The sequence below is a fragment of the Pseudarthrobacter leeuwenhoeki genome, from assembly GCF_055412885.1.
The window spans coordinates 48,763-62,724 of the sequence record NZ_JBVAYY010000007.1; the positions used below are offsets into that span (position 1 = coordinate 48,763).

The 13,962-nt window shown below is 68.0% G+C and carries 16 protein-coding genes and 1 pseudogene; 9 read left to right on the top strand and 8 right to left on the bottom strand.

Annotated elements, in window-relative coordinates; all coding sequences use genetic code 11:
* Positions 1-26 precede the first annotated feature (26 nt).
* Together ACZYX4_RS07575 and ACZYX4_RS07580 are read right to left on the bottom strand one after the other, a co-directional pair.
* Positions 27-926, bottom strand: coding sequence for a hypothetical protein (locus ACZYX4_RS07575; protein ID WP_463874880.1), 900 nt, complete (start codon positions 924-926; stop codon positions 27-29).
* Positions 923-1,387 (bottom strand): universal stress protein, encoded by a 465-nt coding sequence (locus ACZYX4_RS07580; protein WP_463874881.1) that lies wholly within the window; start codon positions 1,385-1,387, stop codon positions 923-925. Before ACZYX4_RS07580 ends, ACZYX4_RS07575 begins: the two co-directional genes overlap by 4 nt.
* Positions 1,388-1,579: 192 nt before the next feature.
* Between ACZYX4_RS07580 and ACZYX4_RS07585 the strand changes: the two genes are divergently transcribed.
* Complete coding sequence (locus tag ACZYX4_RS07585) at positions 1,580-2,452, top strand: NAD-dependent epimerase/dehydratase family protein (protein ID WP_463874882.1); 873 nt, start codon at positions 1,580-1,582, stop codon at positions 2,450-2,452.
* Positions 2,453-2,659: 207 nt separating this feature from the next.
* On the opposite strand, the gene ACZYX4_RS07590 is transcribed toward ACZYX4_RS07585, so the two are convergent.
* Together ACZYX4_RS07590 and ACZYX4_RS07595 are read right to left on the bottom strand one after the other, a co-directional pair.
* The gene (locus tag ACZYX4_RS07590) at positions 2,660-2,863 is read right to left on the bottom strand and encodes a hypothetical protein (protein WP_463874883.1); all 204 of its coding nucleotides are present in this window, start codon (positions 2,861-2,863) and stop codon (positions 2,660-2,662) included.
* A 64-nt stretch (positions 2,864-2,927) separates the two neighbouring features.
* Entirely contained in the window at positions 2,928-4,064 is a 1,137-nt protein-coding gene (locus tag ACZYX4_RS07595) for a DNA alkylation repair protein (protein ID WP_463874884.1), read from the bottom strand.
* A gap of 124 nt (positions 4,065-4,188) precedes the next feature.
* Between ACZYX4_RS07595 and ACZYX4_RS07600 the strand changes: the two genes are divergently transcribed.
* Both ACZYX4_RS07600 and ACZYX4_RS07605 read left to right on the top strand, forming a co-directional pair.
* A complete protein-coding gene (locus ACZYX4_RS07600) occupies positions 4,189-4,968 on the top strand; it encodes a phosphatase PAP2 family protein (RefSeq protein WP_463874886.1) in 780 nt (259 codons plus the stop codon).
* On the top strand, positions 4,968-5,096 hold the full coding sequence (locus ACZYX4_RS07605) for a hypothetical protein (protein WP_463874887.1): 129 nt from the start codon (positions 4,968-4,970) through the stop codon (positions 5,094-5,096). Before ACZYX4_RS07600 ends, ACZYX4_RS07605 begins: the two co-directional genes overlap by 1 nt.
* A gap of 3 nt (positions 5,097-5,099) precedes the next feature.
* Here the strand turns inward: ACZYX4_RS07605 and ACZYX4_RS07610 are convergent, their stop codons facing one another.
* Positions 5,100-5,390: a MerR family transcriptional regulator gene (locus ACZYX4_RS07610; protein WP_463874888.1), complete on the bottom strand. Its 291-nt coding sequence runs from the start codon at positions 5,388-5,390 to the stop codon at positions 5,100-5,102.
* A 79-nt stretch (positions 5,391-5,469) separates the two neighbouring features.
* Between ACZYX4_RS07610 and ACZYX4_RS07615 the strand changes: the two are divergent.
* Positions 5,470-5,726, top strand: a pseudogene (locus tag ACZYX4_RS07615) (Hsp20/alpha crystallin family protein); the annotation flags it as partial.
* A gap of 226 nt (positions 5,727-5,952) precedes the next feature.
* Entirely contained in the window at positions 5,953-7,470 is a 1,518-nt protein-coding gene (locus tag ACZYX4_RS07620) for a glycoside hydrolase family 1 protein (protein WP_463874889.1), read from the top strand.
* Between the two features lie 428 nt (positions 7,471-7,898).
* On the opposite strand, the gene ACZYX4_RS07625 is transcribed toward ACZYX4_RS07620, so the two are convergent.
* Positions 7,899-8,969, bottom strand: a complete 1,071-nt coding sequence (locus ACZYX4_RS07625) for an App1 family protein (RefSeq protein ID WP_463874890.1) — start codon at positions 8,967-8,969, stop codon at positions 7,899-7,901.
* 59 nt (positions 8,970-9,028) lie between these two features.
* Positions 9,029-9,784: a DUF72 domain-containing protein gene (locus tag ACZYX4_RS07630; RefSeq protein ID WP_463874891.1), complete on the bottom strand. Its 756-nt coding sequence runs from the start codon at positions 9,782-9,784 to the stop codon at positions 9,029-9,031.
* A 144-nt stretch (positions 9,785-9,928) separates the two neighbouring features.
* Here ACZYX4_RS07630 and ACZYX4_RS07635 point away from each other — a divergent pair, with 144 nt between their 5' ends.
* From ACZYX4_RS07635 to ACZYX4_RS07650, 4 genes are all read left to right on the top strand, one after another.
* Positions 9,929-11,722, top strand: a complete 1,794-nt coding sequence (locus ACZYX4_RS07635; RefSeq protein WP_463874892.1) for a glycoside hydrolase family 15 protein — start codon at positions 9,929-9,931, stop codon at positions 11,720-11,722.
* Between the two features lie 122 nt (positions 11,723-11,844).
* The gene (locus ACZYX4_RS07640) at positions 11,845-12,153 is read left to right on the top strand and encodes a YegP family protein (RefSeq protein WP_463874893.1); all 309 of its coding nucleotides are present in this window, start codon (positions 11,845-11,847) and stop codon (positions 12,151-12,153) included.
* Between the two features lie 242 nt (positions 12,154-12,395).
* Complete coding sequence (locus tag ACZYX4_RS07645) at positions 12,396-12,695, top strand: hypothetical protein (protein WP_463874895.1); 300 nt, start codon at positions 12,396-12,398, stop codon at positions 12,693-12,695.
* A gap of 64 nt (positions 12,696-12,759) precedes the next feature.
* Entirely contained in the window at positions 12,760-13,521 is a 762-nt protein-coding gene (locus tag ACZYX4_RS07650) for an SDR family oxidoreductase (protein WP_463874896.1), read from the top strand.
* Positions 13,522-13,553: 32 nt separating this feature from the next.
* Here ACZYX4_RS07650 and ACZYX4_RS07655 read toward each other — a convergent pair whose 3' ends face one another.
* On the bottom strand, positions 13,554-13,961 hold the full coding sequence (locus ACZYX4_RS07655) for a sterol carrier family protein (RefSeq protein WP_463874897.1): 408 nt from the start codon (positions 13,959-13,961) through the stop codon (positions 13,554-13,556).
* Position 13,962: the final 1 nt, after the last annotated feature.

Genomic DNA, 13,962 nt, shown 5'->3' on the forward strand with positions numbered 1-13,962 from the left:
CGCAGCTTGCAGCTGTGCCATGGCTCCTACCTCCCCGGTCCTGAGCCCGGACCCGCGCCCGGACCGGGAATGGCGTCGGCGCCGGCACCCGCTGTGCGGGGCAGGGGAGTCCGGTTGCGGGGCGCCGCTGTGCTACTGGGGTTCAGGTCCAGCTTCCAGAGGTGCAGCCCGCCCAGCACCAGGAAGAGGGCCGATAGCAGTACCGAGGACCACAGGGACAACACGGACACCGGAACGTCGAAAAGCGGCTTGAACAGTTCGCCCAGCGCCAGGGAAAAGATCAGCGTGGAGCCGAGCAGATACAGCGCGGGCATGAACACCAGCCCGGGCCAGCGGTCCCGGAACGTCAGGACGGCGAGGATGAGGAACGCCGGCATGATGAAGCACAGGTCAAGGACGAAGACGGAGTAGAGCGAATCGATTTGATCGCCGGTCCGCATCAGCGGCAGCAGCATGGCTATCCACAGCGGATAGAAGATGAGCGGCTGCAGGAGCGCGCCGGAGGCGGACAGGACCCGGATGCCCTGTGGCAGCCGGGCCCGCCTCGGCCCGTCCGCCCGGAGCTCCAGGGCCGTGTAAACCATCCCCCAGAAGGACAGGGCAAAGACGGCCAGGTAGACGAGGTAGAAGCCGTTGTATAGCCGCTCGATGGAGTAGATGCCGTAGGCGTAAAACAGGAAGCCCAGGATTCCCAGCGCCACGAGCTGCACCTTGGCCCGACCCCGCCGGTCGGCGAAGGCCAGGACCGGCAGGGCAACGCCGGCGACGGCGGACATCAGGTCCTGGGACACCGCGCCGGGCAGGAGCTCCGGTGCCACGACGCCCCGGTAGATCTCCGGGAACAGCAGCCCAGTCACCGCGGCGGGGAGGGTCAGCACACCGGTGAGGGTCCAGAGGGCCCGCACCGGCCACCGGCTGCGGTTCATTCCCTGGCCCGGCGTTTATCGTCGTCGTCGCCGACCACCAGTACCGGGCAGTGGGCATGGGCCGCGCAGGCGCCGCTGACCGATCCCATGATCTGTGCGAGGAAGCCGCCGCGGCCGCGCCGGCCGACCACCAGGAGCTGGGCGTCCCTGCTCTCCGACACCAGGACCTTGGCCGGCGGGCCGAACTTCACGGTCCGGGTCAGTCCTGCAGGGACATCGTCGCCGAAGGCACGCTCCAGGGACTCGGCGACGAGCCGTTTGGCCGTCTCTTCGAGCTGGGTGGTGGTGGGGGAGCTCTCTTCGGGCAGGTGCGAGGCCAGGAAGCGGTCCGAGGTGCCCAGGCAGGTGATGACTTCCAGCGGCGCGTCCAGGCTGCGAGCCATGCGCCCGGCGAGCCGGAGCGCCGTCGTCGAGAAATCCGAACCGTCCACGCCCACGACTATCCGCTGTTCAGCGTTCATGGCACCAGCCTGACCGGTCCGCCCGGCCACGCCTAGGGCCAAAAGTCACGCCGAGGGCCGCGCCCGGCCGAAAGGGAGCCCCGCCCCCTGGGCGCCGGTGCCGCGGCCGGGCCTGCCAGGGGGGTGTGCACCGTCTCCGGCCCCCTCTAGGGTGGAACAAACCCACACCGTCCCACGATGCGAGGAGTACTGATGCGAGTTGCTGTTACCGGAGGAAGCGGAAAGCTGGGCCGGAGCGTCGTCCGGCGGTTGAGCGAGGACGGGCACGAGGTCACCAACCTGGACCGCACCGGCAGGCGCGGACACGGTTTTACCGAGGTGGACCTGCGCGACTACGGCCAGGTGGTGGATGTGTTCCTGGGCCTTGAAGACCGGCACACGGGGTTCGACGCAGTGGTGCACCTCGCCGCGATCCCGGCACCCGGCCACGCCCCGGACGCCGCAACCTTCGAGAACAACATGCAGGCCACCTACAACGTCTTCCAGGCTGCCCGCCGCGCCGGGATCAAGAAGATTGTCTACGCCTCCAGCGAGACGGTGCTGGGACTGCCGTTCGACGTCGACCCTCCCTACCTCCCGGTGGACGAGGAATACCCGGCGCGGCCGGAAAGCACCTACTCCCTGGTGAAGCACCTCGAGGAACAGATGGCGGTCCAGCTCACCCGCTGGGATCCGGAGCTGAGCATCACCGGCCTGCGCTTCTCCAACGTGATGGACCCGGAGGACTACGAGGAGTTCCCCGGCTTCGACGCCGACGCCAGGCTGCGCAAGTGGAATCTCTGGGGCTACATCGACGGCCGGGACGGCGCGCAGGCCGTGGCCCGCGCCCTCGAGCACGGCATCCCGGGGTTCGAGGCGTTCATCATCGCCAACGCGGACACAGTGATGAGCCGCTCCAGCGCCGGCCTCGCCGCGGAGGTGTTCCCCGACGTGCGGGTGGCCAAGGAGCTCGGCGAGCACGAAACCCTGCTCTCGATCGACAAGGCAAAACGGCTGCTGGGCTATGCGCCCGAGCACAGCTGGCGGAACTACCACCCGCTGCGCACGACGCCCACCGAAGACTGAAGAGGAGCCCCGTGCAGTACTGGACCCTGGGCACGTGACGCGCACTGCCCTGACCGTTCCATGCTGGCCATTCCATCCTGACCGTTTCCGTCTGAAACGGGCTGGCACAAAGAAGGTCCCGGGCGGGAGTCGATGCTCCGCCGCCCGGGACCTGGCTTTTTGCGCTGAGGGCAGGCGCCTACCTCAGGCACCCAGGCTCTGCCAGGGTCAGTGGATGAGTTCCCGGGTCATGCCGAAGGGCACCTGGTCGGACAGTGCCGCGGTGTAGTGGCCGGCCGTGTGCCGGGTGAGCAGGATACCCTGCGTCCCGGCTTCCATGGCGATCTGCTGAAGCCCGCGGACGGCGTCGTCGAGCCGTTCGTCAAGGACCTGACGGCTGTCGACCTGGATTTCAATGCACTCTGTGGTCATCGCACTGTTCTTTCTTGGGTGTTTCTCGTCGGCTCCAATGATCGAAGTGACAATAACGTCATACTTATCGGTCCGTCAAATCGCCGCGCCGTTCCTGCACGCTCTCGGTCCGGACCAGGAATTCGGTCGCCGCGTACCGTACGCCGTTGACCTGAAGTTCCAGGACGTGCGCGCCCGGATGATGGCGCCGCGTGGTCATCTGGCGGAAAGCGTGGCGCTTCGAGAACGTCCGGGACTCGCCTGGCCCGAGGACGGACGTTCCGAGCTTGAAAACCTTCTCCGCGCGGGTGCCGTTCGCCTTGGCATAATGCACCACATAGTCGACGGCGAGCCGGGCCTCCGCCGGCCCGGTATTGGACACCTCGAAATCGAAGGCGAGCTCTCCGGGAAGCTCGACGACGGTGCGCTCCAGCCGCGGCGGCGCCACGGCGAGCGACGCGGGCGGGAACCCCAGCAGCTCCAGCGCACCGGGGTGGGCCTTCTTGAGCAGGGTCCGCAGCCCGTGCCGGACCACCCTGGGCGTGTTCGCGTCCGGGGCGGCCAGCCATTTGGCCGCCGTGGCAACCACCTCGTCGGGGGCGTGGCGGGCCAGATCGTTGAGGTGGTTGGCCACCGAGCGCCGGACGTCCTCGACCGGGTCCCGGTACAGGGCATCGAGGATCGGCAGGGTCGCGGCGGGCCGGTCCGTGATCTCCCGGACGCGGATCGCCCACGGCAGGTATGTCCGGGTGCCCTCGCTGGCGAGCCGGCGGACCTGCCAGTCCGGGTGGGAGGTCCAGCCCTGGATGACAACCAGTGCCCGGTCCAGATCGGCCGCGAGGAGCCGCCGGATCGCGAATTCCGCGGTGAGCCTTGGCGTCAGCTCAGCGAGGAGAGCCAGGCAGTCCTCGAAGTCGCCGGTTTCCTTGCGGGCCAGGCCGAGGGTGGCTGCTGTCTCGGTCACGGGCCAGATCATCCAGCCGGTGAAGTCCGGATCATCCAGTGCACGGCGGAAGATGTCTGCGGTGCCGGAGTAATTTCCGGGCAGGTCAGCCAACAGGGCGCGGCTCAGGAGGTCGGTGCGTTCCCGCAGGCTCAGTTCGTCGAGTTCCCCGGCCGTTGCGGCGAGCCGGGTCAAGCGGCGGCCCGGTGCGGCCGCGGCGAGGATCCGCGCCAGCGAGCGGACCACTCCCGGGTTGATCAGTTCATTCATAACGCCCATGGCTTCAGGCTACCGGGCGCGCGCCGCGGGGCTTCCGGGGAGCACCAGCCCCTGCGGCAGCACCGGAACCGGGATATTCTTCACGAACGAAATGACCACACACGGCGCAGAGGCGGAGACGGGAATGGCAGAGGAAACTACCGGGAAATCGCCCGGCCGGTGGCGGGTTTTCCACGACAAGTTCGTGGTGGAGGAACGCTACATGAGCGAGCGGGACCGGAAGAACCTGTACCGGATCGCCGTCGGCCTCATGATTCTTGGCGCCGTGCTGTTCGTCTCCATCCTTGCCAGTGTCCTCCAGCAGGATGGCCTCACGGCAGCCGACGAACCGGTCCGCGCCTGGCTCCTGACCCTCCGCTCCGAACCGCTCACGACGGGCATGATCATCCTCGCGATCGTTTTCGGCCCCGTCGCCCTGCCGATCATCATCCTCGTGGTTACCGTCACCTGGGGCCTGCTGGCCAAGCACGCCTGGCGGCCGATCCTCCTGGCCGGCGCCATGCTCACGGGCGTGATCCTCGGCCAGATTATCGGTCGCACCATCGGGCGCCAGCGCCCGCCCGTGGACCTTATGCTCTTCGGCGCGGACTACACCTTCTCCTTCCCGTCCGGCCACGTCCTGGGCGCCTGCGACTTCCTGCTGGTCGGCACCTTCCTGATCTTCTCCCGCCGGCACAACCGGCTGGCCGCCGTCGCTGGCTTCCTGCTGGCCGGCGTCGGGATCTTCTTCGCCGCGGTGAGCCGGCTCTACCTGGGCTACCACTGGCTGACCGACGCGATGGCCTCGCTGTCCATCTCGTTCGTGGTTCTCGGCGGCGTGATCGCCCTGGACACCTGGCGGACCGCCCGCATCCGCGGTGAGCAGATCACCGGAACGCTTTCCAGGGCCGACACCAGCCAGTAATGACTGCCCGGCCTGGCGGGCTCATGGCCCGGATCTGGGAAGAAGGCGTGCTCACGGTCAAGACGGAGGAACGCGAAGCCCTCGAGGAATCCCACCGCATCGCCGGGGGCCGGAGGCCGGAGGCGTAATACCTAGGTGCGGCGCGAGCGGAGGCGGTGCAGCTCACTCTGCAGCCGGGCGTTGACCGCCTCCAGCTCCAGCACCTTGGCCACCCCGGCCAGGTTCAGCCCCTCCTCCAGCAGTTCGCTGATCCGCCGCAGGACCGCCAAATCCGCGTTGCTGTACTGCCGCGTTCCTCCGGCGGTGCGGTCCGGTGTCAGCAGGCCCTTCCGCTCGTAAAGCCTGATGTTCTGCTGCCCGGTCCCGACCAATTGGGCCACCACGGAGATCGCGTAGATGCCCAGTTCCTGACCTTCCGTCACAGTACTCCTTTGCAGTTTCCTGACGCCGTTCCGTCGTGCCGCCACTTTGCCTCTTGCATCAGTGTCGCGCCGGTGCCGTTTGGACCTCGACATTGAGCGTAACGTCCTGACCGTGCGGGCTGAACGGCGGGACCCGACCCAGCCCAACGTTGAGCTGATTGCCTCGGAGCGGCCGCGCGGCGTCTTCAGCCGCCAGCTCATTCTGGGCGACACCCTGGACGCCGGGAAGGTCAAGGCGCACTACGCCGACGGCGTCCTGACGCTCCGCATTCCGGTGCTGGAACAGGCCAAGCCGCGGAAGATTGAAATCACACGCAGGGCAAGATGCAGGAGATCGGAACGCTACTGCGCGGCGGACGCACGCCGTCCAGCCGTCCATCAGCGGGGGACCAGAGGACGCCGGCCGCAGCCGGCGCCGTCTGGTCCCTGCCCGGTCCGTTTCGAGGGCGGTGAGTCAATGAATCGCGACCCCCGTGGCTACTGCGCGGCCTTGCATGTGACACCGGATGCGCCGCGGCCTAAAATCAGTGAACTGCCTGAAACTACATAGGGGAATCCACTGATGAAAGCATCCGCCAAGGACTTGGCTGCCCTGCTGCCGCCGCGCTTTACCCTGGGCGTGGCCACTGCAGCCTTCCAGATCGAAGGTGCCTTGGATGAGGACGGACGAGGTCCCTCGGGCTGGGATCACTTCGCTGCCAGGCCAGGTGCGATCGTGGGGGACCACAGCCCCGCAATTGCGTGCGACCACTACCACCGGATGCCCGAAGACGTGGCCCTGATGAAGGAACTTGGGGTCGATTCCTACCGCTTCTCCCTGTCCTGGTCACGCATCCAGCCCGGCGGCAGCGGGCCGGTCAACCCCGCCGGCCTCGACTTCTATGACCGGTTGATCGACCTGCTTCTGGCCAACGGGATCGCACCGATGGCCACGCTGTACCACTGGGACACGCCGTTGGAGCTGGATGAGGCCGGCGGCTGGATGAACCGGGACACGGCCTACCGGCTGGGCGAGTTCGCCGCGATCGCCGCGGCCGCGTATGGAGACCGGGTGATCCGCTGGGTGACGGTCAACGAACCCGCCACGGTCAGCACCAACGGCTACATGCTGGGGATGCACGCGCCGGGCGAAGCGCTCAAGCTGAAAGCCCTGCCCAGCGTCCACCACCAACTGCTGGGCCACGGGTTGTCGTTGCAGGCGCTCCGGGCCGCCAATGTGCCGGGCGACATCGGGTTGACGAATGTCTATTCGCCGATGGTTCCCGCCTCGATTAACCCCCTGGACAAGCTCAGCGCCGGTCTCATGGACATGGCCCAGAACCGGCTCTACGCGGACCCCGTCCTGCTCGGCAAATACCCCGACGCCATCCGGGCCGCCACGTTCTTCTCCTCCTTCAGTCCGTCCACCGAAGACATGGAGCTGATCTCGCAGCCGCTGGACTTCTACGGGCTCAATTACTACATGCCAACGCGTGTGGCGTCCGGCCCGGGCGAGAGTGCCGTGCCCAAAGGGATGGCCGAGGCGATGGGCGATGACCTGAGCGGCACCGCACCCGGCTCCCCGTTCCACATTGTCGCGTTCCCTGACACCGAGACCACCGCGTACGGCTGGCCCATCAAACCGGAGTACATGGCCGTCGCGCTCGCGGAAATGGCTGAGCGCTACCCGAACCTTCCACCGGTCTACATCACCGAGGGCGGGGCGAGCTTCGAAGATCTTGAGATCCGGGACCCGGACGGCGGGCTGATCATCCCGGACGAACGCCGGGTGCGCTACCTGGCGGACCACATTGCCACCGCCATCGAAGCGACGTCACCCGGGGGCGCGGCTGACTCGGTCGAGCTGCACGGGTACTACGTGTGGTCACTCATGGACAACTTCGAATGGTCGGGTGGCTACAAGCAGCAATTCGGGCTGTTGCACGTGGACCGCGAGACCCAGGAGCGCACAAAGAAAGCCTCGTTTTACTGGCTCCAGGAGGTCCTCGCGGCACGGCACCGGGACGCTGACCCGGTGACTCCCGACGCCGGCACCGAACCGGTCGCGTCCGACGCCGCCAGCCCCCAGTCGGCAGGCTGATCGCCTGGACGGTGGCATCGTGCGGGGACACCGCCGGCGGCGCCAGGGCCCGGGTTGCCTGCAGGTACTCGGCGGCGAGCCGCACCTTCAGCGCCGCGGTCCGGGCCTCCAGCCGCGCGACTTCGGCGAGGCCGTCCAGGCAAGCATCCGCCAGATCCCGCAAGGGATCAGCCCCCAGCGGATCAGTTTCGGCGTCGCGCAACGGATCAACGCCGGGAGGATCAGCGTGGTCCGCGCCGGTGAAGGCCGCCAGCGCAGCAGCGGACGCGGCGACAGCCGCCAAGGGCCTCCCGGCTCTCCGCACTCCAGTCTCTTCGATCCATGCCCCAAGCATCTCAAGAGGCACCGACATTCAATGATGAAACCGGCGGCGGCGTGGGACCCGCACTGAGTACAGCAACGGCGCCCGGCTCCCGTCCGGCGGGCGTTTAGAGAATCTCCAGCTCCTGCAGGCTTTTGGCCATGCCCGCACCGTCCGGGGAGTAGATCCACGGAACATTGGAGCCCGTGTGGTCTCCGGTCTCCGAGTGGCCGCCGGCCAGGACGGCTTCGCTGGCCGAGAGCTGCCGGATGCCGATGGCGGCCACCAGGTCACCGTGGTGCTGGGCGAAGTGTGAGTAGATCGATTCGTCGTGCTGGCCGTTGTCCCCGAAGAGCAGCCAGCGCATGTTCGGGAATTCCTCGGCGAGCAGTTCCAGGTTGCGGCGCTTGTGCTCCTGGCCGCTGCGGAACCAGCGGTCATGCGTAAGTCCCCAGTCGGTGAGTAGCAGGGTGCCGGAGGGGTACATGTTCCGGGTGATGAAACGCGCCAGGGTGGGGGCGGCGTTCCACGGCCCGGTGGACAGGTAAATCACCGGGGCCTCCGGGTACTCCACCATGATCCGGTCCATCAACACGGCCATCCCGGGCGTCGCCATCCGGGCGCGCTCGTTGAGCACAAAGGTATTCCAGAGCGCAAGGAAAGGCCGGGGGAGCGCCGTGATCATGATCGTGTCATCGATGTCTGACACGATCCCGAGCTTGGTCTCGGCGGAAATGACGAAAATCTTCGCCGAGGCAGGTTTGGTCCCCTCGGCGCGCAGCACCGCGGTGTGCCAGCCCGGGGTGAGCTCCACCTGCACGACGGTGTCCACCAGGCCGCCGCGGTCCGCATGCACCCGGGCGGTCACCCCGCCGATCTCGATCTCCACCTCGGAGTATTGGATCGGGACGGACGTGAAAGCCCGCCAGCCGCGGATGTTCTGGTTGCCGTTCTGCGCTGCCTGCTCAGTCCGGCTGCCGGGGTGGGGCTTGCTGGTCAGTACCACCCGGCCGAGGACCCGGACCCAGGTGGTGGATCCGTAGCCCTGGTAGGCGACGGTCGTCGGGACAAAGTCCCAGCGCCGGGCAGCCTTCAGGCGGGCACGATTAACGGTGTCCGAGACCCGGTGTGCCAGGCGGAACGCCCTGTTGCCGGTGACTAGTTGCTCCTGGGGAGATTTCTGTGACGCCAATTCCATGCCTCCACTCTCCCACAAGGGTCCGTCCAGCCGCGGACCGTGTCCGGAAACGCCACGGTTCAGGCGCCGCCCAGAACATCTCTCAGCACCATGGCGTTACGCACGGCGTTCCCGCCGCCGTCGTTGTTGAAATACACGAAGACCTCCTTGCCGGCCGCCTGCCATTCGCGGATCCGGTCCGCCCACCAGCGCAGTTCGTCGTCCGAGTAGGAACCGCCGTAGAGGTGCTCCCGGTCCGGGCCATGCAGCCGGACGTAGACGAAAGGTGCGGTGGCCCGCAGGACGCACGGCAGTCCGGCGCCGCTCATGATGCAGTAGGCGGCGCCATGCCTTTCCAGCAGCGTGTAGACCTCCGGCGCGTCCCAGCTCGGGTGGCGGAATTCCACGCTGACCCGGATCCAGTCCGGCAGCGCCGACAGGAAGTACTCCAACCGCGCGTCGTCCCGGGCGAAACCCGGCGGCAGCTGGACCAGCAGCACCGCCCGTTTATCGCCGAGTTCATGCCAGCACCGGGCGATCCGCTCGATCCAGACCTCCGGGGCGTAGAGCTTCTTCCCGTGCGTCAATCCGCGGGGGGCCTTGACGGACAGCAGGAATCCCTGCGGAAGCCGCCGGCGCCAGCTGGCGAACGACGTGTCCCGGGGCCACCGGTAGAAGCTGGCGTTGAGTTCCACCGTTGTGAAGCGCGCCGCGTAGTGCGCCAGCCGCTCCCGCGCCGGCAGCCCCGGCGGGTAGAGCACGTTCTCCCAGTGGTCATAGCTCCAGCCGCTGGTGCCGATGTGCACTGGTCCATGCCGGGTTGCGCCGTGGTCCATTCCGCTATCCCCTTTCCCGGCCGGCAGAGCCGATGTGCCCGGCCGAATCCGAGCGCCTAAAGCTACAGGGACGTTGTTCCGAAGTTCCGTTTCAGCATCCATGGATCCTAGTCCCGGGGAAACCGGTGTGGCACTGTAAGATCCATGGCTCGCATTGAAGATTACGCACTGGTCGGCGATCTGCACACCGCGGCCCTGATCAGCACCGAGGGTTCGATCGATTGGCTCTGCCTGCCCCGCTTCGACTCGCCGGCCTGCTTCAACGCCCTGCTGGACACTCCCCGGGCCGGGCGCTGGCTGCTGGCGCCGGAGGGCGGCGGTGAATGCACACGACGGCACTACCGCAAGGGCACGCTCATCCTGGAAACCGAATGGGAGACGCCCTCCGGAAAGGTCAAGGTCATCGACTTCATGCCGCCGCGTGACGCGGTGGCGGACATCGTCCGGATCGTCGTGGGCATCTCCGGAACGGTCAGAATGCGCGGCGAACTGGTCCTGCGTTTCGACTACGGCCACATTGTCCCGTGGGTCCGCCACGACGATCACGGGATCCACGCGATCGCCGGTCCCGATGCCGCGTACCTCGTGACACAGGCGCCGCTCCGGGGCGAGCGCCTGCGGACCATCAGCGACTTCACCGTCAAGGAGGGGGAACGCGTGCCGTTCGTGCTGACCTGGGCGCCGAGCCATCTGGACCGTCCCCGCGCCGTGGACCCGGAACGGGTCCTGGCATCGACTGAGGAGTTCTGGCGGCGCTGGTCTGCCAAGTGCGCGGTCACCGGGCCCTACCGCTCGGCCGTGCAGCGCTCGCTGATCACCTTGAAAGCCCTCACGTTCGACCCGACCGGAGGGATAGTGGCGGCCGTGACCACCTCCCTGCCGGAGGAGCTCGGCGGCGAACGGAACTGGGACTACCGATTCTGCTGGCTCCGTGACGCCACCCTGACGCTCCAGGCGCTGCTCGCGGCCGGGTACACGGAGGAGGCCGCCTCCTGGCGCGACTGGCTGCTGCGGGCAGTGGCCGGAGACCCCAAGGACCTTCAGATCATGTACGGCATCCATGGCGAGCGCCGCCTCCCCGAGGTGGAGCTCCCCTGGTTGCGGGGATATGAGAATTCCGCCCCCGTCCGGACCGGCAATGGCGCGGCCGGGCAGCTCCAGCTCGACGTCTGGGGCGAGGTGCTGGACTGTCTGTCCCTGACCCGGAATTCGCTGCTCAAAAGCACCGACGAATCCTGGGACGTGCAGCTCGCCCTGATGGAGCACCTGGAGACGGTCTGGGACCGGCCCGACAACGGGCTCTGGGAGATGCGCGGACCCCGAAGGCACTTCACCCACTCCAAGGTGATGGCGTGGGTGGCGGCCGACCGTATGGTGAAGGGCGTCCGGGACTTCGGCCTGGCCGGCCCCGCTGACCGCTGGGAGGAGCTCCGGGACACCATCCGCGCCGACATCATGGCCAGGGGGTTCGATACCGAAAGGAACACCTTCGTGCAGTCCTACGGGCGGCCGGAGCTCGACGCGAGCCTGCTGCTTATCCCGCGCGTCGGATTCCTGGCCCCGGATGACCCGCGCGTGATCGGCACGATAGATGCCGTCCAGCGGGAACTGACCCACGATGGCCTCCTGCGCCGCTACAAGCCCGAAGAATGCGACGACGGGCTGCCCGGCGGGGAGGGCGTGTTCCTCGCCTGTTCGTTCTGGCTGGTCGAGGCGCTCCTGGGGGCGGGCCGGCACCACGAGGCGCGGGAACTGTTCGAGCGGCTGCTGGCGCTGCGCAACGACGTCGGACTCCTCAGCGAGGAATGGAGCATCGAGGCCGGACGGCAGCTGGGAAATACGCCCCAGGCGTTCAGCCATTTCGCTCTCGTAATGAGCGCCCTGGAACTGCACGAGGACGGTGTGCGCCGCAGCGACTCACCGGGCCCGGAGCGGTGATCCGGGCCGCTGCACGCGCACGCGCCCGCTCCCAAGTGAGCGGGGCAGGGTTTTCAGCCAGACCATAGATAAGTATACTTACTAATACCCCAGCGTGGGGTGAAGGATTAAAGGAGTGTGCAATGGCTGGATATTTCGAGCTCGTGGACGCGCCCGACGGCGGCTACCGGATCCGGATGCTTGACGGAGCAGGAAGCCTGATGGGAATTTCAGTCACGTTTCCCACAAAGCGGGCAGCTGTGGCCGGGATCGCCCAGGCCCGCGAAATCGCCGGCACAGGGCTCGTCCGGGACCGCAGCGCCGGCGGGCAGGCCGTGTCCGCGGGGCCACTGTCCAGGGTTTCGAGGAGGACCGCCGGAGGCGCCGGCCGGGGAACCTCCTTGTCCGGCGGCTCGCTGGCAGCCGGAAAACGGGCACGCACACACCACTGATGAGAATCCCGACAGTCTCCTCCGCCGTGGCCCCGCAGACCGCCTGACCGCCGCCCCGTCCCGCGGCCGGCGCCAGGCGACCGTTCTGTTCGACGTCGACGGCGCCGTGGTCGACTCCGCGTACCTGCACACCCTGGCCTGTTGGCCGAGGTTCCAGCAGGCCGGTTATGTCGTGCCGATGGCGAGCATCCACCGCTCGGTCGGCATGGGCGCCGCCCCTGGCCAGCGGTTACAGTGTCTCCATGAATCCATCCGGGGACAGGGAATCCGGGCCGTCCCGGCTGAGGCGGCTGGCCTGGCTCGCGGTGCCGCTTCTGGGCGCGGTCCTGCTGGCAGCGGGGGCTCTCTTCCTGTCGCTGCCGGTGCGGCAGGAGGAGCTCGGCTGGTTCGCGTATGCCCCGCTGTCCCAGCAGACCATTGCCGCCCCGGGCCTGTTGGTCATGGATGCGGAGAAATGGGCCGGCGCCGTGCTGGCCGGTCTCGGACTGTTGACACTCGCATTCTGGTCCGGCGTCCTCGCCGGCCGGCACTTCGCCAGGTGACATTTCGCCGCAATGTTGGTACGGAACACTGTCCCGGTGCAGCATCTGGGCATACGCTGTCCGGATGACACGACAGCATCTGCCCGGCCGAGTGGCAGTAGTTACCGGCGCAGGCTCGGGGGTCGGCCGTGCGGTCGCCCGGCTCATGCTCGCGGACGGGTACCGGGTGGTGCTGGCCGGCCGGCGGGAAGCGCAACTCCTTGAGACCGGGGCCGGCCATGCCCAGGCACTCGCCGTCCCCTGCGATGTCACCGTGCCCGACGACGTCGAGCGGCTTTTCGCCGCCGCGCTCGAGCGGTGGGGACGCGTGGACATGCTCTTCAACAATGCCGGCGTGTTCGGCCCGGCCGCCTCCGTGGACGAGATCAGCCTCGCGGACTGGGATGCCACCCTGGCGGTAAACCTGACCGGCTCCATGCTGTGCGCCGCTGCCGCCGTCCGGGCCATGAAGGCGCAGTCCCCCCAGGGCGGGCGGATCATCAACAACGGCTCGATCGCCGCACATTCACCCCGGCCCCGGACGGTCGCCTACACCGTCACCAAACACGCCATGACCGGGCTGACGAAAAGCATCGAACTCGACGGCCGCGGCTTCGGCATCAGCTGCGGGCAGATCGACATCGGCAACACGGCCACGGAACTGATGGACACGATCGGCGTCGGCTCCGGCGCGGTCCAGGCCGACGGCAGCAGCCGCGTGGAGCCGACCTTCCCGGTCGAGGACGCCGCGCGTGCGGTGCTGCTGATGGCCGGGATGCCGCCCTCCGCCAGCATCGGATCCCTCGTGATCACCGCGGCAGGGATGCCGTTCATCGGACGCGGGTAGGGCGCGGCCCGCCTGCAGTGGCAGCAGTCCGTCTACAGCGGCAGCAGGCCGGACAGGTCGGCGCGCAGCCCGGAGGCGGCCACCCGGCCGGCATCGACGGCGTCCGCCCAGCTCACCTGCCCGCTGACCATCGCCAGCCAGGTGGCGGCGTCGCACTCAATGACGTTCGGGGGAGTGCCGCGGGTATGCCGGGGGCCCTCCACACACTGCGTGACGCCGAACGGCGGGACGCGCACCTCCACTGAATTCCCGGGCGCCCGGGCGGTGACCTCCTCGAGGGAGTAGCGCACCGCCGTCGCCAGCGTGCTGCGGGGGACCGGGGTGCCGGCTTCGGGGCTGGCGGGAGCCGCGGCGTCCGGCCCGGGGGCGCTGGCTGCCTGCCACGCTGCGAGGGCGGCGCGGCCCTCGTCGAGGGCGATACGGCGTCGGGCTACAGCCATG